Annotated in this window: 14 protein-coding genes; 6 read left to right on the top strand and 8 right to left on the bottom strand. The window is 67.7% G+C overall.

Going from position 1 to position 19,812, the window contains the following annotated elements:
• The first annotated feature begins 234 nt into the window (after positions 1-234).
• A complete protein-coding gene (locus AA23TX_RS50405) occupies positions 235-591 on the top strand; it encodes a hypothetical protein (protein ID WP_230862822.1) in 357 nt (118 codons plus the stop codon).
• A 77-nt stretch (positions 592-668) separates the two neighbouring features.
• Here AA23TX_RS50405 and AA23TX_RS50980 read toward each other — a convergent pair whose 3' ends face one another.
• The 5 genes from AA23TX_RS50980 to AA23TX_RS32595 all read right to left on the bottom strand — a co-directional run bounded on the left by AA23TX_RS50980 (position 669) and on the right by AA23TX_RS32595 (position 6,814).
• Positions 669-1,148 carry a site-specific integrase gene (locus AA23TX_RS50980; RefSeq protein WP_338422526.1) on the bottom strand — a complete coding sequence of 160 codons (480 nt, stop codon included), beginning with the start codon at positions 1,146-1,148 and terminating at the stop codon, positions 669-671.
• Positions 1,148-1,789, bottom strand: a complete 642-nt coding sequence (locus AA23TX_RS50975) for a site-specific integrase (RefSeq protein ID WP_338422525.1) — start codon at positions 1,787-1,789, stop codon at positions 1,148-1,150. The genes AA23TX_RS50980 and AA23TX_RS50975 overlap by 1 nt, the downstream gene beginning before the upstream one ends.
• Positions 1,779-2,246: an AbrB/MazE/SpoVT family DNA-binding domain-containing protein gene (locus tag AA23TX_RS32605; protein WP_155546574.1), complete on the bottom strand. Its 468-nt coding sequence runs from the start codon at positions 2,244-2,246 to the stop codon at positions 1,779-1,781. The genes AA23TX_RS50975 and AA23TX_RS32605 overlap by 11 nt, the downstream gene beginning before the upstream one ends.
• Positions 2,247-2,519: 273 nt before the next feature.
• Positions 2,520-5,648: a DEAD/DEAH box helicase gene (locus AA23TX_RS32600; RefSeq protein WP_196425624.1), complete on the bottom strand. Its 3,129-nt coding sequence runs from the start codon at positions 5,646-5,648 to the stop codon at positions 2,520-2,522.
• Positions 5,645-6,814 carry a toll/interleukin-1 receptor domain-containing protein gene (locus tag AA23TX_RS32595; RefSeq protein ID WP_155546572.1) on the bottom strand — a complete coding sequence of 390 codons (1,170 nt, stop codon included), beginning with the start codon at positions 6,812-6,814 and terminating at the stop codon, positions 5,645-5,647. The genes AA23TX_RS32600 and AA23TX_RS32595 overlap by 4 nt, the downstream gene beginning before the upstream one ends.
• 125 nt (positions 6,815-6,939) lie before the next feature.
• Here AA23TX_RS32595 and AA23TX_RS32590 point away from each other — a divergent pair, with 125 nt between their 5' ends.
• The 5 genes from AA23TX_RS32590 (at position 6,940) to AA23TX_RS32570 (ending at position 16,810) form a co-directional block, all read left to right on the top strand.
• Complete coding sequence (locus AA23TX_RS32590; protein WP_230862821.1) at positions 6,940-8,235, top strand: restriction endonuclease-related protein; 1,296 nt, start codon at positions 6,940-6,942, stop codon at positions 8,233-8,235.
• On the top strand, positions 8,232-11,444 hold the full coding sequence (locus tag AA23TX_RS32585; protein ID WP_155546571.1) for an ATP-dependent DNA helicase: 3,213 nt from the start codon (positions 8,232-8,234) through the stop codon (positions 11,442-11,444). Before AA23TX_RS32590 ends, AA23TX_RS32585 begins: the two co-directional genes overlap by 4 nt.
• Positions 11,441-14,005, top strand: a complete 2,565-nt coding sequence (locus AA23TX_RS50830; protein WP_155546570.1) for an RNaseH domain-containing protein — start codon at positions 11,441-11,443, stop codon at positions 14,003-14,005. Before AA23TX_RS32585 ends, AA23TX_RS50830 begins: the two co-directional genes overlap by 4 nt.
• Positions 14,006-14,483: 478 nt before the next feature.
• Positions 14,484-15,743 (top strand): esterase/lipase family protein, encoded by a 1,260-nt coding sequence (locus tag AA23TX_RS32575; RefSeq protein WP_155546569.1) that lies wholly within the window; start codon positions 14,484-14,486, stop codon positions 15,741-15,743.
• 11 nt (positions 15,744-15,754) lie between these two features.
• Positions 15,755-16,810 (top strand): alpha/beta fold hydrolase, encoded by a 1,056-nt coding sequence (locus AA23TX_RS32570; protein ID WP_155546568.1) that lies wholly within the window; start codon positions 15,755-15,757, stop codon positions 16,808-16,810.
• Between the two features lie 410 nt (positions 16,811-17,220).
• On the opposite strand, the gene AA23TX_RS32565 is transcribed toward AA23TX_RS32570, so the two are convergent.
• From AA23TX_RS32565 to AA23TX_RS49725, 3 genes are all read right to left on the bottom strand, one after another.
• A complete protein-coding gene (locus tag AA23TX_RS32565) occupies positions 17,221-17,532 on the bottom strand; it encodes a response regulator transcription factor (protein WP_230862820.1) in 312 nt (103 codons plus the stop codon).
• Positions 17,533-17,674: 142 nt separating this feature from the next.
• Complete coding sequence (locus AA23TX_RS32560) at positions 17,675-19,228, bottom strand: hypothetical protein (RefSeq protein WP_155546567.1); 1,554 nt, start codon at positions 19,226-19,228, stop codon at positions 17,675-17,677.
• A gap of 79 nt (positions 19,229-19,307) precedes the next feature.
• The gene (locus AA23TX_RS49725) at positions 19,308-19,652 is read right to left on the bottom strand and encodes a hypothetical protein (RefSeq protein WP_196425623.1); all 345 of its coding nucleotides are present in this window, start codon (positions 19,650-19,652) and stop codon (positions 19,308-19,310) included.
• Positions 19,653-19,812 lie beyond the last annotated feature (160 nt).

Below are 19,812 nucleotides of genomic sequence, written 5' to 3'. Positions count from 1 at the left end.
AACTCGTCCCCGACGACTGGATCGTGGAGTCCGGAGGCGACCGCGTGCTGGACAAGGCCCGCTGGCCGCGGCTGCCGAAGGGTGTCCGCGTCGAGGTCTTCGGTGACGCCTGCGACGACGGCGTCACGGCCGCGTTCTTCGAGACGTTGCATTTCTGCCCAACGTGCAAGACGAGCTACGAAAGTGCAATGCAGTCGGAGTTCTCCCGGGTCGCGAGCCTGGGCACGGAAGGCCGTGCCCAGCGCGGTATCCGTCCTGTCTCAGGCGGTCGTGCGCACCTTGCGCGAGGCTGTGGATCTCGATGCGGAGGCCCGCAAGTTCCTGGTCTTCTCCGACAACCGGCAGGATGCCAGTCTGCAGGCGGGACATTTCAACGACTTCGTCCTCGTCGGCATGGTCCGCTCCGCGCTGTACCAGGCAGCGCTGCACCAGCAACGACGATTCCCCGACGAGCCGCTCACCGACGAGGACCTCGGCCGCCGGGTGATCGAGTGCCTGAAGGTGCAGATCGCCGACTACGCCCTGAATCCCGACGTCGAGTACGTGGCCAAGACGAAGGTCATCCGGGCGCTGCGGGAGTCGGTCACCTAGCGGGTGTGGGCCGATCTGCGTCGCGGCTGGCGCATCACCATGCCCAACCTCGAACAGACCGGCCAGCTCCTGCTGACCTACGCGGGTCTGGACGAACTGGCCGGGGACGAAGCGAAGTGGGAGACGAAGGGACAACCGCTCGCCGGCACCGATCCCGCCACCCGACTGTCGATCATGGAGACGTTGCTGAACGAGTTGCGGCGCAACTTGTGGGCCAGGGGGTGAGGTTCGCCGGTCAGCGCGGCCAAGGCGGTGGCCACGTCATGGAGCGAGGCTTTGACATAGGTTACCGTGGCGCTGTCGGCGGAGTCGGAATGGCCGGCGTAGGCGTGGGCGACGCCGTAGCCGAACCGGCGCTCCACCCACGTGAGCGTGGTGTGCCGGAGCCAGTGGGTGGAAATGTTCTGCGTGTGCACTGATGTGACGTGCCGGCCAATCCGTTCCCACAGGTAGTCGTAGCGGCGTTTGGTGATCGGCTCACCGGTCCGGTACCGCAGCAGCGGCCCGTCGGGGTGGATTGCCCCGCGCTCGTCGGCGTGCGAGACCGGCAGTCTCATCAACGTCGGCGACACCGCTGGAACCGGCTCGTGCCGTCCTTCTCCCGCAGGTAGACGAGACACTGGGTCTCCTCCAGGTCTCGCCGCCGCAACCCCAGCACTCCCCCACGCCAGCACGCAGTCTCGGTATGCAGCCGCAACAGCAGCGTGTCGAGATACGGGTCGTCTCCCGTCTCGGCCGCCGCGGCGTTGATCTCGATGAGTTCGTGGTCAGCGAGCGCTCGTCGTGGTGAGGGAAGCCGGCGGGGTTTGGCGACCTTCAGTGCCGGATTCTCGGCTTCAGTCAGGATCCGGTCGGCGACCGCATGCCGGTAGAGGCAGCGGACTGCGGCGATGAAGTTCTCCGCCGCGTTCCGCCGCACCACCGCCTGCGCCCGAGACTCTTCAGCCAGGTGCTTGATCTCCGAGGGCGACGGCTCATTCAACCGCCGACTCCCCCACGCCGCCTCCAGGCGACGCCAGTACGACGAATACGAGCGTGCCGTCGCCGCCGACACCGCGCGAGCAACCACCGGGATGTAGTCGGTGAACGTCGGTACCTGGGGGCGCTCCACCGGTTCGGTGAGCAAGTCGGCGGGAGCGACGCCCATCTTCGACAGCAGCAGCCGGGCCGCGTCCAGTTCCATCTGGCTACTGGTCACCGGAACCACCTCCGGTCAGGGAGGCGTGATAGCCGAGGATCATCCGGTCTAGGGCCGTCAACGGGTGCACGACCAGAACGCCGTGCTCCGGGTCAGCAACCAGCAGGACGTCATCGCCGGGGGTCACGCCGCACAGGCGGCGGAGTGCGACCGGCAGCACCACTGTCCGGCGCGTGCCCAACCGGAACGCCCCGCCAGGATCGGGTTTCATCACCACCGAGGTCGCCACGCCGGTCGCAGCCAGCCGGACCGACGCCGGCCAGCCCAACAACCTGAGCAAAGGCCGCACGCAGACACGGCCGGAGGCGTCGATGCGGGCGATCGCGTAGGCCAGAACGCACCGGGACCGATCAGGCGGTGGAGTCGGTAGCGGGAGAGGAACCGCGATCGGAGCCAGCGGCGCGAGCAGGCCGTCGAGGCCGGCACCGGGGATCACCGGAGCTACGAAAGCGCTCACGCTGACCACCCCGACCGGGTGACACGGGGCTGGAACGCAAGATGCCGACCACCAAAATCGGTGATCGGCGCACTGTGAGAGGATCGGTGAAAGTTCACCACTTTTGGTGTCCGAGGACGATCTTGCTCGCTAACCACAACGATCTCGCTGAACTGACAGTTCGGCCTGAGCATTTCGTCAAGCGTTGCGGTTTCGTCATGGCTTCGCTACTCACGTACAGCAAGAGAGGTCAACGGGCGGCGCTGTGCACCACTGGCCCGCTGCCGACACGGCTCAGTCCTTCGGCGGATCGATCAGGTCGTCGAGAGCAGGCTGGTTCGCTTCAGCCACAGCGGCCTCAGCCGCTGCCCGGACGGCGTCCGCCAGATCCTCACTACCTGCGCACTGCAGCAGCTGCGCGGTGTCGGCGGCGGCGACGCCCTCCGGATCGGTTAGGCCCAATTGATCCAGCCGCAGGTAGACCTCGCGCTCAACACGACGGTCCAAGTGCCGAGCGACAGGAACCAGGCCCTTGACTATCCCCAGCGAGAGTTGCCAAGGAAGAACTTCAGCGAGCTCGGCGAGCTCTGCCTCAGGGTGCAAGTGGCGGGCGATGTCGACGACCGCACGGATCACGTCGGCAGTCCGTTGTGCCGCATGGGCGATCGGACCGGGGTCGCGAATACCGGCCTGGGGGCGCAGGTGAAGCGTCAGTGCCGTCTCGATCTTCGAGATCGGCCGGCCGTTGGACCACATCAGGCACGCGAGCGCGCGCCGAACCCGGCCGATCTCGGCGCCGCCCTTGCTGCGGGGGCCGAGCAAGGCGGCCGCCACGGCGGGCGCACATCGCTGCCGCGGCAGCTGCCGCGCGAACTCGTCGTATTCGCGCTGCCAGTTGACGGATGGCTTGGTAAAACGCACGTCATCGACTTCGGTGATCAGCTGCGCTACACCGAGCAAGGTCATCCTGGTCAGCTCCGTATCCGCCACCGCTCCCAGGGCGCCGGCCAGGACGCGAGCTGACTCGATGTCCAGGCCGCTGCGAACCACCGTCTCACCGAGGGGAGTCAGCCGGTAGCCATTGTCGGCGGCGATCAGGAACCCGTCCTCCATCAGCGAGGCGACCACCGACTGAACCTCCGCGAACGAAAACGGTCCGCTGGTGCGATCGTGCTGGCTCTGAAAGGCGCCGTAAGTCCAGGCCAGAAAATCCGCCACCCCGGCCGCGTCGGCACCGTCGGACTCCTCGGCGAGGCCCTTGAGCACGGTGAGTACCAAGCTGGGCAAAGCGAGGTCGGCGCCGAACAGCGCCGAGCGTGCGGGGTCTGGCCGGGCGTTCACGTAGCGCCGCCAGATCCGCTGGGTGTCGACGCCGCCGTCCGACAAGACGATCGCCCGCCCGGGCACATCCTTGGCGGCGTCGCGGCCCGCTCGACCCGCCATGTTCTTGTACTCCGACGCGGTGTATGGCCGGCCGGAGCGACTGGGGTGCTCCAGCTCGCACACCACGACCGAATCGGCCGACAGGTTCACACCTTGGGCCAGCGTCGTGGTCGCGACCACGACGCGAATCGGCCCCTCTTTCCCGCCGAACCCCTCCACCACCGCTTGCTGCTCCGCCTCACCAAGATCGGTGCTGTGAAAAGCCACACCGTTGGCAAGGCAGTCGCGCAGCACTTCTCCCACTCGGGACACGTCACCCTGCGGAAGCGCGCTCAGCACGGATTTGGCGGCAGGCAGGTCCAAGCGACCAGAGAGTCGGCGGGCGAAAGCGCGGGCGCGGAGGGGGCTGGAGCGGAAAACCAGGACGCGGTCGCCCTGTGCTACCAGCTCTCCGACCAGCCGTTCCGCGAGGTCGTCACCAGTCACCACCCCGGATGTCGTGAGCAGCTGTTCTTCGGCCTGCGCGACCTGCGCCTGCTTGCCGCCGTGGAGCCGGTGTAGGTAAGTGCCGTCCGGGCCGAGAACGCCTTCGCGCAGCGGGATAACTCGGTCGGTGATTCGCACAAGGCTCGCGTCGAGCCAGGCCGCCAGCCGGTCCACCTCTCTCAGCACGGCTGAAAGCCCCACCAGCTGCGGGGTGGGCAGATTACGGTGCGCGGCCCGGCGCAGGCGGGTGAACAACAGTTCCAGTCGCGGACCGCGGTCGCTCAGCAGCAGGGACTGGAGCTCGTCGACGACTAGGACTCCGACCCCCGCCAACAAGCGTGGATGGCTCGCGAGAAGGCCAATGTAGGTCTCGTACGTCACCACTGCCAGGTGGTATGAGCCGGTCATCAGGTCGCTCACCTGGTCACGCAGGGCGCCAGTCGCTCGGACGACCCGGAGCCCGAGCGGAGTATACGTCTTCCGGAATCGCTGATACTGCTCGTTCACCAGAGCGCGGCTCGGGAGGAGGAACACCGCCTTGAGGTTCTGCGTCGTCGCGTGCAGCGCGGCGAGCTCGCCAACCATGGTCTTACCGCTTGCGGTGGGGGCGCTGACCAGGACGTTGCAGCCACGCAGGAGCCCGCGGTGGATGGCGGATAACTGCACGTCGTTGAGTTTGTCCACTTGAGCACGCCACTGCTCGGCCACCTGCTCCGGGATGCCGTGGGGCAGGAGCGACATCAGGTCTTTGGTTACCGGAGGCGGCTGGGTGTGGCCGCCGATCTGGCGGTAGCGGGGCCCCGGTGCCAACGGCGGGAACCGAGTCCGGCGCATGGTTCCCTCGAACGTGGGGTGCTGCTTGCGACGCCCGACCCCGGTCTCCTCTGCGGTGACCCGGTCCAGTACCTGCTTCACCAGCGATGACAGGCACACCGCGCCACGGTCGAGGACACCGCCGTCGCCCATCAACGCCTGAACGAGGTGATGGGTCAAGATCCCGTGCCGGTAGCGAGCAGACTCGAACGCCTCTTCGTCCGCCGACGCCGCTCCGAGGAAGATTCGGCCGTCACCGCTGATCGACTGCAGGATCTCCCATGCACCCGCTCCGTCGGACCGCGCGTTGTCACCGTCGGGCTCGGCGAAGGCCCGCGCCAGCATTCCACCGGAGAAACAGCAATCGAGCACGACCACCAGCAGCCGCGCGCGGATCGCCCGGACGAGGTCGACGAACCGGGTCAGCGGGAGGGCCGTCTCGGCGAAGTTTCCCGGGACCGCGTCATGGGTCGCCAGCTCCCGTGACCGGGTGCCGTGGCCGGAGAAGGTGATCACAACCACGTCATCGCCGCCGGCGACCTCGGCGAGGCGGCTGAGTTCGGCGGTCAACCGGTCACGGGTGGCATCCTCGTTCTCGAGGAGGACGCAGTCCCCGCTCACGTTGTCGGAAAACAGCGCATGGAGGACGCCAGCATCCCGCGCCGCGAAGTTCAGGCGGCGGAAGCCGGGGTCGCGATAGCGGTCGATCCCGGTGAAAAGCCCATGGAAGGTACCGGTCACGGCCGGTCCCAACCCTGCCACGGCGGCGTCATGCGAATCGTCTTCAGCAAGTACTCGATCTCGGTCTTGGTCAGCGCCTCGACGACGTAATGGTCCATGGTCTCCGGGTGCAGGAACATCGGGATGTCTTCGACCGAGCAGCCGGGCAGGACGACGGGCAGGAGGTAGCTCGCCCACCGAGGGTGTTTCTGGAGCAGGTTCCTGATCACGCCGAGTTCGCTGCGGATGCCTGCGCGATCGTCGCCCCGATAGGTCCCGTCACCAACCGCTCGGCAGGTCGGTGACGCGATGACTGCGATGAAGTCCGCTTCCCTGATCTCGCGCAATGCCCAGTGGTCCCACTCGGTGCGAGGTCCCTCCTGGCCTTCGTCGATCCGCGGGTCCAAGCCGTTTTCGCGAAGAAGATCGGCGAAATCACGCACCTTTTTCTTGTGCGTTTCGTCCTCGTGCGCATAGCAGATGAAGACGCGAGGCGAACTGCCGGGAAGTCCGACACCGGGCTCATCGCATTCTTCGGCCTCGACTGCGGCCGAGCGACCGGAACCGATCAGTGAAATACCGAACTCAGTCGACTTGGGCACCGGCCGAAAGTCTTCTCCGTCGACGAATTCTGTTTCGAACCGCGCGGCCAGCCGGAATTTCTGCTCGGTCTGCCCAGCCGGCGTCAGCAGCACGATCCACGCCGAATAGGAACCCGGCAGCACACCCGCCCTCCCCGGAGCGACGTGCAGCCACCGAATCGCATCACCGGACGCGCCGTAGACGTGCACCGGCCCCTCGACCGGCGGGACGTGGACTTCGGCGGCGCCGTTCTCGACGGGAACGAACTCCAGGTTGCGGCTGAGCCGGTACGACGTCGCCGGGCGGGGCCCGGTGGCCCCGTGCGGCAGGGCCGCGACGACGGCGGCATCGGAGTCCGCCAGCACGAAGCCGATCTCGAACCAGCGCACGGCGGGCGCACCGGGATCGACACGCAAGTCGTAGTTGATCTTCACCAGGTGCGCCGAGGTACCGGGAAACGCTCGGTTCGCCCCCGCCACCGGGTGCACGTGCCAGCGGCCGAGACGCACCGACCCGAAGACCACTTCCGCCGGTCCCGTGTCGATCCGCCGGCCGCCGACGTCCACGAGGACCAGCTCGACATCGGTTCCCTCTTCGGGCTGCATGCCCCCTCCTTCCGATCGGCGCGACACGAGCGACAAGCTAAACAGCCGGATCACCACACCCGCGACCGGACCCTCGGTGTCCTGGAAATGTCATGAAATTGACCGGTCGATGCAGGTCAGCGGGTTTGACCACGGCGTGGTCCTGTGCTTTGCTGCCGATCACCGTGCTGGTGCTGCAGCGGACGAATTTCCGTTTCGGCCGCGCGATGAGCTCTTCGCCGAAATCACATCGCACACCGACGATCCCGAGGAAGGTCGTGTTCGTGGAGGAGTACCTGGCCGATTCCGATCCGCCGGCCACCATCCCGGCGGATCCTCGTCGCGGCCGTGCGATCACGGCCTGTTGCCTCGCGGCGGCCGTACTCGGCGACCCCAATCTTCCCGCGGAACGGAAGGCGCGCGCGCTGATGACCTGCCTTGGCGTGCTCGGTGCCACGCATCCCCTCGGCCGAGCTCCCTCCATGGCTCGATTCCGCGCCGGGCTGAGAGAACCGGTGGGGGCCCTGCTCCCCCGCGACGTGGACACCAGCGGCATCGCCGACGTCGTGCTGCTCGACGCGGAGGGCCGGTTCACCGACGAGGCCGAGGACCTGTGCGCGGAGTTCCTGGTGCCGTCCGCCGCACTCGATCAGTTCTGGCCGTGGGACCGGATGGCCTCCGAGCAGGAAGAACGGCGGGTTTACGAAGTACTGCGCAGGATGACAGAGGCGGACTACGTGCGGTTGCGTACCCAGCTCGTCGAGCAACCGGTCGGCGATCTCCGGACGCTGCGCCGCACTTGGGACAGCCTGCTGCCCCAATTCTACGAACCCGTCGCGGACTGGTCGTGGCGGCAGGTACGCGGCTGGTTCTTCGCCTGCCCGAAGTGTCGGTGGCCGATGCGGGTGCTCGGAAAGGGGCCGATCGTGGACGTCCGCTGTGAGGCGCACGCTCGCCGCGGAGTGATGTACACCTGCCGGGCCGAAAACCGCGCGGACAAGGCACCCGAGCTGCAACCCGTGGGCGAACGCGCCCGGCCGGTGCCCGCGCAGCCCGCTACGAAGGAGTCGCTGGCAGTATCCCGCGTCGTCTGGCGGTACGTGACCTTGCCCGGCTTGCTGGAATGCGGAATCCGAGATCACGCGCTCGACCTGAAAGCGGATGTGGAAATGTGGCCGCATCGCGATCGCTACGACCTCGCGATCGAGCTCGGCGGCCAGTCGTGGCGCGTGGACGCGAAGGCGTGGGCATCTCCCGTCGCTCTGGGCGAGGCGTTGCGCGGTAACCGCCCCGCGGCACCAGGCCTGGTCATCGTCGTTCCCGATCACCAGCGCTCGAGCCTGGACCTGCTGCAGCACCTGATCGGTGGCTCCGGGTACCGGGCCGCCACGATGAAAGGCTTCCTGGCAGAACTCGATGACGCCGCGACGGTGTCGGCATGACCACCACACCGAGCGGCATCGCCACCCAGATCGCCTGTGCGCTCGCCGAGGAGTTCTTCGGGTTTCCGGGTCCCGACGAACGAATGAACGTGCCTCTGGACGCGGCCGCGCTCATCGCCGGGGGCCGGCTCGATCTGTGGCGCGCCTGGGCCACTCAGCCGGAGGCCACGAAGCGCCTGGTGGGACGGTTCTTGCGGATCAGGCCCAACGAAATCGGGGCACCTCGCCGGTTCCTCGAGGCAGCGCGTGCCCTGTGCACGGATCCGGACAGCCCCTACGCCAGCCCGGACGACGTACCCGGCAACGAGGTCGTGGCGGTGGTGGCGCGGCACGGACAACGCCCCCTCGATCTTGTCGCACACCTGGTGCAGGAAGCCGAGGAGAAGTACGCGCAGAACAGGAGCCCGCTGCCCGTGGCGGGACCGGGCAGGTGGACGTTCGGATGGCGAGGAGAGTCCGTCGTAGATCTTCCGGCTGCGGCGGCGAACGCTACCGTCGACCCGGTCACCCTCGACACCACGCCTTTTTTGGCTGACTTGGCGGTCAAGCCCGAGCAACTGCTGCAACTGGCCGCGGAGATCGCACAATGCCGTGGCAAGAAGAACTGGCAGGAAAAGGTCCTCCGGGAGCTGTTCGCCGGACTGCGTGACGACGAGGACGTCCTGGTGACCGAGCTTCTGCTGCGGTCCGGCAGGACCCGGCTTCTGAACGCACCGACCGGAGTCGGCAAATCCGTCCTTATCAGGCTTCTAGCCAAGCACTTGGCCCGTTCCGGCATTCCCGTCGCGATAGTGGTCGGCACTGTCCACGAAGCCATGGAAACCGCCGACAAGATCACCGGGGACCTCCAGGTCCTGCGGCTACCCCGGAGCTGTAGAGCGCTGGTGTCGCCCCGGCGCCTCGCGGAGAAGGCCGAGCACGCGGCCAAGCGCGGACAGTGGGACCGGTTCGACGCCTTGGGCTACGGTTGCGCGCTCACAGCGCTGGTGGTCGACGGGCCGCCACCCATTGCCCCTGACGAGCCGTGCACCGGGTTGCGTCCCGCGGTGGAGCAGCCTGATCCCAAGCGCAAACGACAACCCTCGCCCCGGCACGCTTGTCCTTACCTCGGCGTGTGCGGCCGGCACCGCGGCCTGCATGAGGCGGCGTCCGCCGACATCGTCGTCACCAACCACCACAACTTCGTCGACGGCAGTGTGCCCGTCCCGGTGCGGGTCGACGGGGTAGAGCTGAATCGCCTGCCGGTGCGAGAGTTCCTGCTGCGCCGTTGCGCGGTGCTCTTGGTCGACGAGGTGGACCTGCTGCAGAGCAACATGTTCGACGCGGGTGCGCGGCAGCTGAAGCTCGCGGCCAGTGGCATGGCGACCGAGCTTCCGCTCGTCCGGCTGGACACCGAACGGAGCATGCTGTTGCCGGCCGAAGACCGCGAGGTCGTGCCACCGCTCACACGCACCCGGTTCTTGGCCGACCAGTTCCTCAATTACGTCTTGGAAGGCGAGCTGTGGCTGGGCGACGAGCGCCCCGCCACTCCTCGTTCGCGCAAGCCCGCGCCCGACAGCGTGGACTCAGGCTGGCATCTGCCCGGTTCGCGCGACCGGATGCTTCTCACCCACCTGTTCGGAATAGCCGACAGCAGCGATGACACATCGGACGACGTACCAGCCGAGGTCTACCAGCAGTTCAACATGTTGTTCCCGGATACCGGTGGAGCCGGTGGCACGGAGTTGCCGGCGTGGCTGGCGGAGGTCGCCGATCTGCTGACCTCGGCCGTCAGCAACGACAGCGGCCAAGATCGCATCCGGGAGATCCGGCACCGGCTCCACGAGGTGCTCACCAAGCACGTCGCCGAGCCGGACAACCGCCGCGAGGTGGTCAATGCGCTGCTCGTGCGCACTTGGCTAGGCGCGCTGCACCAGGCGTTGACCCGGCTCACCTTCGCCGTCGCCACCCCGGGGACGGAGATGCCTGCCGCACGGGCACTCGCCGAGCAGCTGGGGACCGTGGCCCAGCACCAGGCGATCCCGTACGGGCCGTTGGGTTACCTGCTGTTCGGGTTCCGGATCGAACGGGTCGAGGATCCCCGGCCCGGCGGGACCCTGTCCGTGCAGGCGGTGGGAGGCGACCCGCACACGACGGTCGTCCAGCTGGGCGGTACGGTCGCGCTCGCCGCGGCGGGTGTGGAACGGCAGGTGCTCGGCTTGTCCGCCACGGCGTACTTCCCCGGCGCAGCTCGCGAGCACGTCCGCACGAATATCACCTACGCGATGACCGACGCCACGCCGGGCGCCTTCACGACCAGGGCCGGGCAAGCCCTCGACAAGCAAGCCGAGACCACCATTCGGATCGGCGGCCGCGGTGAGTCGGGGAAACCGGCGGCGATCCGCGAACTCGGCGAGTTCCTCTGGGACCAGCACCTCGACCCGCACCTGCAATTGCTGGCCGCCACCGATCCGGACCGCGAGCTGTGCATGCTGGTCGGCAACTCCTACCGGCACGCCGCATTGCTCGCCGCCGGGATAGCGAGCCGGATACCCGATTGTGGCTGGCTGGCGGTCGTCGTACCCCGAAGTGGTTCCCCGTCATCGGTGGTGCTCCCCACCGAAGTCGTGACTCTGACCATCGACGAACTGGAGTCCCTGCCGGAGCTACACCCGGAGGTCAAGGTGTGCATCGCACCGCTGAGCCTCGTAGCCCGCGGTCTCAACATCCTGGTGCCCGACGACCAGCGCTCCGCCCTGGCCTCGGTGTGGGTGTGCGTGCGCCCACCGACCCAGCTGACCGACTCCGCGGAGATGTTCGCCAGCGTCAACGCGCACGCTCTGGGCGGGAGCCACCCCGGAGCCGACCCGGTGGCGACGTGGGCCGAGCAGCGCAAACGCGCGTTCTCACGACTGTTCCGCATTCTCACCAGCGATCCGCGGTTCAGCAGGCTGCACCGAACGCTCAAGGCAGAGGTGGTCGCCGGGATGCTCGTCGACATGATCCAGCTGGCGGGCCGGGCGCGGCGTGGCGGCACTCCGGTGGAGCTGTACCTCACGGACGGAGCATTCCACGACCCCAAGTACGGCACGGACATCCCGGGCCTTCTCGGCTACTATCACGAAAACCTCAAGCCGGTCGAACAGCGCGAGCTCCGCCGCATCTACGGCTCGACACTCGTTTCCTGGCTGGACTTCGCCGGGATCGGCGCCGAGGAGGTCCGGCCATGACCGGTGACAAAAGGCTTTCCCTGCTGGCCTATCCACTCACCGAGGTGCTGCACGGGACAGCGCACGTCCACCGGCTGCCGACCAGCGTCGACGACGCGTGGAGCCGACTGCGGGCTCGCTACCGGGTGAGGGTGCGCAGAGAGGTCAATCTCCCCTACTCGGGGCTGGCTACGGCACTGCGCGCCTACAGCAGCGCCTGCGTGAATCTGTTTCCCGCCAGCAAACACCAGGCACCACAGCGACTTGTCTCCAGCGCCCCGCTGGACCGGCGTGACGTCCACGACGCCTTCGTGCTGTGGGAGCAGGCGGTGCTCGGCGTACCTGATGACGAGATCGTCTTCAGCTACCCGAGCGAGCTGGCGGACCTGGTCGCCGACAGCGCGGTCGAGCAGGTGTCACTCGCCGAGCAGGTGCACCACATCGGTGACCAGCCCGACGCCCCGAACTGGGTTTACGACGCCGCCACGTGGGAGTGCGCTCGCAGGCTGGCCGGCATGCCGTGGCGAGTCGATGGCCGCGAGGTGCCGCTGCGAGCGGACACCGACGGGAACCTGGTGGTCTGGGCCGATCAGGCGTTGTGGTCCAGCGCCTGGAAGGAGGGTGGCGAACTCTGCTACGCGGCACTGCGAGTCCGGCTGCTCATGAAGACGTTGCCCGGTGTCCGGACCCCGGTCGTGGTGGTCGACCCGTCGGTGTCGCGCTTGAGCCGGTGGCTCAGAGGCGCCCGCAGTGCCTGGTTGGCACCGCGCCGCGGCGACGACCCACTGCTTTGCCTCACCATGGAGGGCCGCGGCGCCAGGATCGAGGTGACGAGCGGCATCGCTTTGTCGGTGTCGCATCGTCTCCGCGGCGAGAACCTGCTCGAGCCCGGCGACCTCGACCTCGCCGGCGTCCCGGGACGGCTGCGGGCCCTGGTGCCGAAATCGGTCCGGTTCCCGATCGGCCGCGGCGTGGGCATGTACACCGTGCGCGAACTGAGCCGCTACGCCGCGGAAGCGTTCGAGGTGCCGAACGTGACCGCCTGCGAAGTGCGGGGCCACCGGTTCTCCGGGCAAGCCAAGCGGGTCGTCACCGCAGGTCGGGACGCCGATCTGCTCGACGAGAGCGGACTGCCCGCGATCATCAAGGCCTCCGGCGGCGAGCGGCTGCGCGTCCTGGCGCTGTACCACACCCAGCGCACCCGCGCCCGGCTGCAGCGGCTGCTGGCCCACCACTTCGCCCGGCCATACCTCTCGGAGGGTGTCCCGGAGGACACGGTGGTCCAAGCCGGAGCACACGTCGAAGTCGTGTTCCACCATGCGGCCTCGCTGCTGGCCCACGGCAGCGGACACCGCGAGCGCGACGCGGCGCTCAATCAGGTTCCGCACCTCGTCGCTCCGGATGGGACCCGAGTCCTGGCGCTGTGTGAAACCGAGTTCGACGGCCGGCCGCTCGACGAGGACGCGAAGCCGGTGGTCAGCCGGATGCTCGCCGAGCGCGGTGTCTTGGCCCAGTTCCTCGCGACGGCCGAGGGCGCGGAGGATCCGGCGAAAGACCATGCGGGCAACAACGCCGTGGCCGACCTGCTGCGGGCCGCTGGTCTGGTTCACCCAAGGTTGACCGCTGCGCTGGCCTCGGGCAGCCTCGGGACGACTGATCCAGTCACTTACGTCGGCCTGCACGTGCGAGCACAGCGGGGGGCGGCCTGGACCAAGGGCGCACCGAAGCTCAGCTGGTCGCTCGTCGCCATGATTCCCGACGGGGAGCACTGGCGGACTCTCGCTTATCAATTCTCACCGCACCCGAAGACCGGCAGGGGAACCGGGTGGCAGGACTACTTCATCGCGAACACGGCGTTCCGCGCCCAGCCGCTGCCTGGTGGCAAGCGGCAGGACGAAGGCCTCGTCGCGGCGATCGACACCGCACTTGGTCAGCTGCGCCCGCACGTGGCCACCGGTGCGGGCTACGTGGTGATGATCTCCGGCGACAGCTCGCGCTCGTTGTGGCCGCTGCTGGCGAACAAGAACCTCGACGTCGAACCGGACGCCGCGGGCCGGGTCGGCGGGCGGCCGGCGTTGCCCGGCTGGGATCCTGCGCTCGGGCATCGGCCGCGAGCCGTCGTCCGCGTCACGTCGGGAACGCGCGACCTGCCGCGTCCGGTCGAGGTGCGCAAACCCGCTGCCGAGGCTGGAAAAGACCCGCGCACCGTGAAGACGACACGGTCGCTGTACCGGCTCGACGGTTCGGTCTCCGCCAACACGTGGATCTTGGCCAACATCCCTCGTCAGTTCGCCGGCGGCGGACGGCACAGCCGAGCGGGCCTCGACAGCGGGCGCTGGTCCACGGACGCGGAAACGGGCAAGCACACGTGGTATGCCCACACCAGCACCGAGATCGTGGTCGTCGGATCGGACTCGGACCCGCAACGCTACGCCGTCGCAGCGGCGCGGCTGTGCGACCACGCGGTGTCCTGGGACGGGCGAACGAGCTATCCGGCGCCGATTCACCTGGCGGCGTTGATGGATCGCAACCACCCCGAGTACCGGCGGACCGTCGACTGGACCGAAGAAACGCAGGACTAAGAAGTTACCGATGCGATGCCCTAGCAATTAAGCATTGTCGGCGAATAACTATCGCGCAAGCAGCGTGAGTTGTACTCTCCTCCGACGAGGATCGATTAAACGCGCGTAGCGACCAACGCAGGGCCAAGCCGACCGCGATGTTTCACCGGGGACTTGAGCCCACAAGGTGTCCGAGGACTGAGTTGATCTATAACCCCACACTGAAGTTCGCCATTGACCTGCAGCTTGAGTGAGCTGCCTCCTGCGGGAATCTCCCACGTTCGCGTGTCAAAGCGGGCACCGCGTGTGCGTCGACGCGGCGGCCGCCCTCACCCCGAGGCACCCTGGACCGAGCACCTTCGGCGCCCCGTGACCGCACCCCTCGATGTGGTGCCCACGACCATGTCCGAGGCGCGCGGGACGTCGCCGGCGCACATTGCCCTGGCTCGCCCGGTGGCTGATAGTTGCGGAGTTCCCCCGGCGTCGTGAGGAGCCCGTCGTGCGCCTGCTCAGCCTGGTGGCCGCTGCCGCCGTCGTCGTCGGTGTGGAGGTCGCCGCGCCGGCACCGCCGGTCGCCTCGGCCGCCCCCGCCTACCTGACCAACGAGGCGACGTTCGGCACCGTCGCCAACGGGTGGGCCAAGGTGGAGCGCTACCGCGACACCACACCGGGATTCGCCGACGAGCAGTATCCGCCGGACGGACGGGGCAACCAGGACGGGCAGCGGCTGACCTTCTTCGGCGGCGTGGCGCAGCCGTCCTCGTCGCGGTTCCTGCTCTACTCCGCACCCGGCTGGTCGACCGGCGCGAAGACCACGCCGGTGCTGCTGGTCCACGGGGCCAACGACAACCCCGACCGGGCCTGGGCCAACCCGAACGAATCCGGCGGCTTCGGATGCGGTTCGGCGACCTGCCCGTCGACCGGGCTGATGCAGTACCTCAGCTCGCGCGGGTACCGGGTGTTCGCCATCGGCTTCGCGCACAAGCAGGGCGAGAACCGCCAGCAGGCACAGCAGGTCGGCGACGCGATCGCGCTGATCAAGGCCCGGCTGGGCGTGAGCCAGGTCGACCTCGTCGGCTGGAGCAAGGGAGAGCTGTCCACCCGGATGTACGTCTCCTCGGTGAAGCCCCCGTGGGGCCGGACCGACGCCGGCGACGTGCGCAAGCTGATCACCCTCGGCGGCCCGAACGGTGGCTACGACTACCCGTTCGCGCACGGCTACGCGCACGACCTGTCGATCTGGCCGGAGTGCGGCGTCAACATCAACGCGCCGAGCCCGCACACCAGGATGACCTGCTACGGCGCGTACACCTACCACCCGGAACTGTCGATCACCCCCACCGCCGGCTGGGACACCTACCCCGGGCAGCGGCAGATGCTGGCCCGCTTCGACGGCACGTTCGGCGTGGACGGCTCGCAGCAGGACTGGTACACGACCTACTACGGCGGCCAGGGTTTCTACACCGACGGGACGGGCATCCAGGCCGCGATCGACGCCGGGTCGATGATCTCCGCCATCCAGTCCGCCGGCACCCCGGCAAGCGTCTCGGTGTACCTGCTGGCCGGCGGCTCGCCCAACATCGTCGGCGTGTTCAACGAGAACCGGGGCCCGAGCGACGGCATCGTGTTCGTGGCCAGCGCGTTGAACAGCACGGGCATCGGGCACCTCGCCGCGACGGCGCTGGTCGGTTCGGTGAACCACTTGCAGCTGGGCTGGGCGTCGGCGTCGATGTCCCAGGTGACGAGCTGGCTGGCGTGAAAGGGACGACAGTGACCACACTCCTCGACGGAATCACTTCGGCGAAGGTGCCGACCGACCGGCTGACCGCGCACGTGCTGGAGGTGGCCGGCCGCGAGCACGGCGAGCCGGTCGTGTTCGTGCACGGCAACATCTCGTCCTCGGCCTTCTGGCAGGAGTCGATGCTCGACCTCCCGCGGCGGTACCGCCCGATCGCGGTGGACCTGCGCGGCTTCGGCGGCACCGACCCGCTGCCGGTGGACGCGACGCGGGGGGTGCGCGACTACGCCGACGACGTGGTCGCCACGCTGGTCGCGCTGGGCGTCGGCGCCGCGCACCTGGTCGGCTGGAGCATGGGCGGCGGCGTGGTGCTGCAGCTGCTGCGCGAGCACCCCGCGCTCGCGCGCACCGTGACGCTGGTCGACCCGGTCTCGCCCTACGGCTACGGCGGCACCAAGGGCGCGGACGGCGAGCTGGTCGACGCGGCGGGCGCCGGCTCGGGCGGCGGCGGCGCCAACCCGGACTTCGTCACCCGGCTCAAGGACGGCGACACCTCGGACGAGTCGCCGTTCTCCCCCAAACAGGTGCTGCTGGCCTTCTACGTCAAACCGCCGTGCCACCCCGCCCGCATCGACGACCTCGTCGAGTCGATGCTCACCACCCGGGTCGGCGACGACCACTACCCCGGCGACTTCACCACGACCGACGCGTGGCCGGGCGTCGCGCCGGGCACCCGTGGCGTGCTCAACACCATGGCGCCCGGCCATTTCCGCCTCGACGACCTCGACGCGATCGAGCCCAAGCCCCCGATCCTCTGGGTGCGCGGAGCGGACGACCAGATCGTGTCCGACACGTCCATGTTCGACCTCGCCCACCTCGGTCGGCTCGGCGCGGTGCCCGGCTGGCCGGGCGAGGCCACCCACCCCGCCCAGCCGATGGTCACCCAGACCAGAGCCGTCCTCGACCGCTACGCCGCGGCGGGCGGGCACTACCGCGAGGTGGTCATCGCAGACACCGGGCACAGCCCACACATCGAGAAACCGAGAGAGTTCTCGGCGGCGCTGCTCGAGGGGCTGGCCAAGGCCTGAAAGGCATCCGACACCGTCGTCCGCCGCCTTGGCGGGATCATGATCGGTCCACGGGCTGTTGCAGGCCGCGACGCCACTACCGACCTTCCAACTTCCTCACCCATGTGCTGCCCACATCAGCCTCGTCGCATAGGTCGTTATACGGCCAGCGCGCCCCCGATCCGCCGCGTGCACCGGGGCCGCAGGTGCGTCTCGGCAACTGATGTCAACAGCTGGATCGACGGGTTGAACGCGCTCCGGACAGCCGCTCGGTCGTTCTACCTGACCGTAATCGTCGAGGCCGAAGCGCATCGCCCCAGCATCGCCGCGGCGCGCTCTACGTGCGTGAAGCGGCGCGAGCGGGGAGCGTCGGGGCATATCTTTCAGGCCCGATTGCCGCCCGTGGCTCGGGCAGCTCCGAGAAGCCCGCGTCAGACGGCCGTCTTGACCAGGTCTGGTCGCCGCCGCACACCTGTCTTGTCGCGGATCCGGTCGAGGTAGCCCAGCACCGTCCGAACGCCGATGTCGAAGATCAGCGCGATGTCGACGTCCCGCTCCCCCGTCGCCAACAGCTGCATCACCTGCTCGTCGCGCGGCGACGGCTCGACCTCGCCCGCGGTCATCGGCCAGTCAGCATGGTCCTCGACGATCATCTCGGCGACCATCACCGAGACGTACGCGCCGCCGCCGGCGGCCGTTTTGATCGCGATCAGCAGGTCCTCGGCGTCCACGGCTTTCGGCAAGAACCCCCGCGCCAGCCGCGATTGCACCGAGCACGATGTCCGGCTCCGCCTAGGCGGCCCAAACGCCGAGGTAGTGCACCACACGCGAGAAAGCCGCTGCCAGAAGCCACAAAGTGGCTTACCCACTCCGGGAAAGCGCAGATCAGCTGAAGAGGCTGTCCATGCTAGTGATCGGCGACCCCAAGTTGGACATGGTGTAGCTGGTCAACGTGTTCCCGCCGCCCCAGTACGTCTCGCGGAGGTCCCCGGACGGGCTACCGGTGTAGACGTGGAAGACGCCATCCGGAGACCGCTCGAACGCGATCGCGGAGACGGCGCCGCTGACGTTGACGACTTGCGCTGTCGTCAGGGAGTTGCCGCCACCGACGTACGTCTCCCAAACACCGCCGGCCGAGGTGCCGGTAAAGACGTGCATCGTCGCGTCCGGGGTGATCCGAGACACCAGCGCCTTGACCGCCGCACCGATGTTTCCCATGACGTAGTTGGTCAGCGTATTTCCGCCTCCCCAGTACATTTCACGTACGTTGCCGTAGGTGTCGCCAGTGAAGACGTGATACACGCCATTTCCCGATACCTCGAAGGAAATCGTCGTGATGGGGCTGCCGATGCTCGTCATCCGGTAGTTCGTCAGGGTGTTGCCGCCACCGACGTAAGTCTCCCAGATGTCCCCTGCCGCAGTGCCCATGAAGACGTGCATCGTGCCATCCGGTGTCACGGAAGCGGTGAGCGCGTTGATGGCCGAGCCGACATTTCCCATCACGTAGGTCGTCAAGGTGTTGCCGCCACCGTAGTACGTCTCGCGGACGTTGCCGTTCGCATCGCCGGTGAAGATGTGGAGGACGCCGTTGCCTGTGTACGCTGCGGACATGGCTGTGGGCGTGACGCCGATATTTCCTTCGGCCGCGGTGGTCAGTGCGTTCCCACCGCCCCAGTAGGTTTCGCGGAGTGTGCCGTCGGCAGCCGCGCTGAAGAGGTGGCGGACGCCGTCCGACGTCACCATCTGCTTGACACCGACAATGCTGGCGCCGGCGTTGGCGAGCGAGTAGGTCGTCAACGTGTTCCCGCCGCCGACGTAAGTCTCGGTCAGGTTCCCGGACCCCGTACCGGTGTATGCGTGCTGGATGTTCTGCCAGACCGGGCCGCTCGGGCCACCGCCGGTGCTCACGGTTCCCATCCGGTAGGCGCGGGTGGTGTTGTCGAGGGTGAATGTGCGGTGGTAGTGCATGACTCGTTCGAAATTCGCCGCCGGATCGTGGTTGGAGTCGACGACGTCCCAGGTGTTGCCTCCGACCGGTCCGACGATGATGAAGGTGTGCGAACCCTGCCCGACCTGGACGATATCGCCTTTGACGAGCTTCGATTGATCGTCGATGCGGACTCCGCCAGCGTTCAGGAACGGCTGGTAGTAGTCGCTACCGCCCAAGTTCTGGCTGTGCCCGCTGGCCATCCAGACGATGCAGTTGACGAACGCCCGGCACTGCCCGCCCGAGTCGCCGGGTTTCTGCGCGTCGTTGCAGGCGTTGCCACCCCACTGGTTGACGTAGTTCAAAGCCGTGTCGGCAATGGCGGCGTTACTGTAGCCTCCGATCGCCGTGGCAGGGGCCGTCGTCGCGGCGATGCTTCCGAGCAGCAGTCCGACAACAGTCAAAACTGACAACGGGCGTCGTCGCTGTCCGGTGCTTATACTGACTGTCATCGGCGCTCCGAAGTGCTGGGGAGATGGCACGACGGTCGGTCGCCTGCCACGCAGGGAGTCGCGACGCCTCCTCGTGCTGTTACGAACCAGTTCCACCTGAGCAACCATCCAGTACGGCTTCTCGCCACGTTTCACGGTGCTCAGCGACAGCTATCGTTCCTGATCGTCCGCTGCGGCCCGATCCGAGGGATACTGTCGCCGGCGGGATAACCTTGATCTTCATGAACGAGTACAGCGGCGGCGCCGAGAGGACTCTGTACATCTCGTCGTTGGAAGCCACGACGAAGACGCTGACTGAAAAGATCGGTTCGAGCTGAGCGACGACCGCCTGAGCTTCAAGATTGCGTCTCGCGATCCGTGGGATAATTCTGTGTTGATCTACCACCTGAAGCTTGCCGCGGACCTGCAGCTTGAGTGACTTCACGAAGCCCGACCGCAACGCGTGAAATTTCCCGCGTCTGCGTGCTCAAAGGGGGACTTGAACCCCCACACGTGGGATATCTCCCGATTTTGGGGAGATCATGCGCTCAGTGTAGCGCAGAGTCACCGGTCCCGATCGCTCACGACAGCGACAGTCCTGGCCA

Source organism: Amycolatopsis camponoti (assembly GCF_902497555.1).
Taxonomy (GTDB): domain Bacteria; phylum Actinomycetota; class Actinomycetes; order Mycobacteriales; family Pseudonocardiaceae; genus Amycolatopsis; species Amycolatopsis camponoti.
This window is presented reverse-complemented; position numbering and strand designations above follow the sequence as displayed.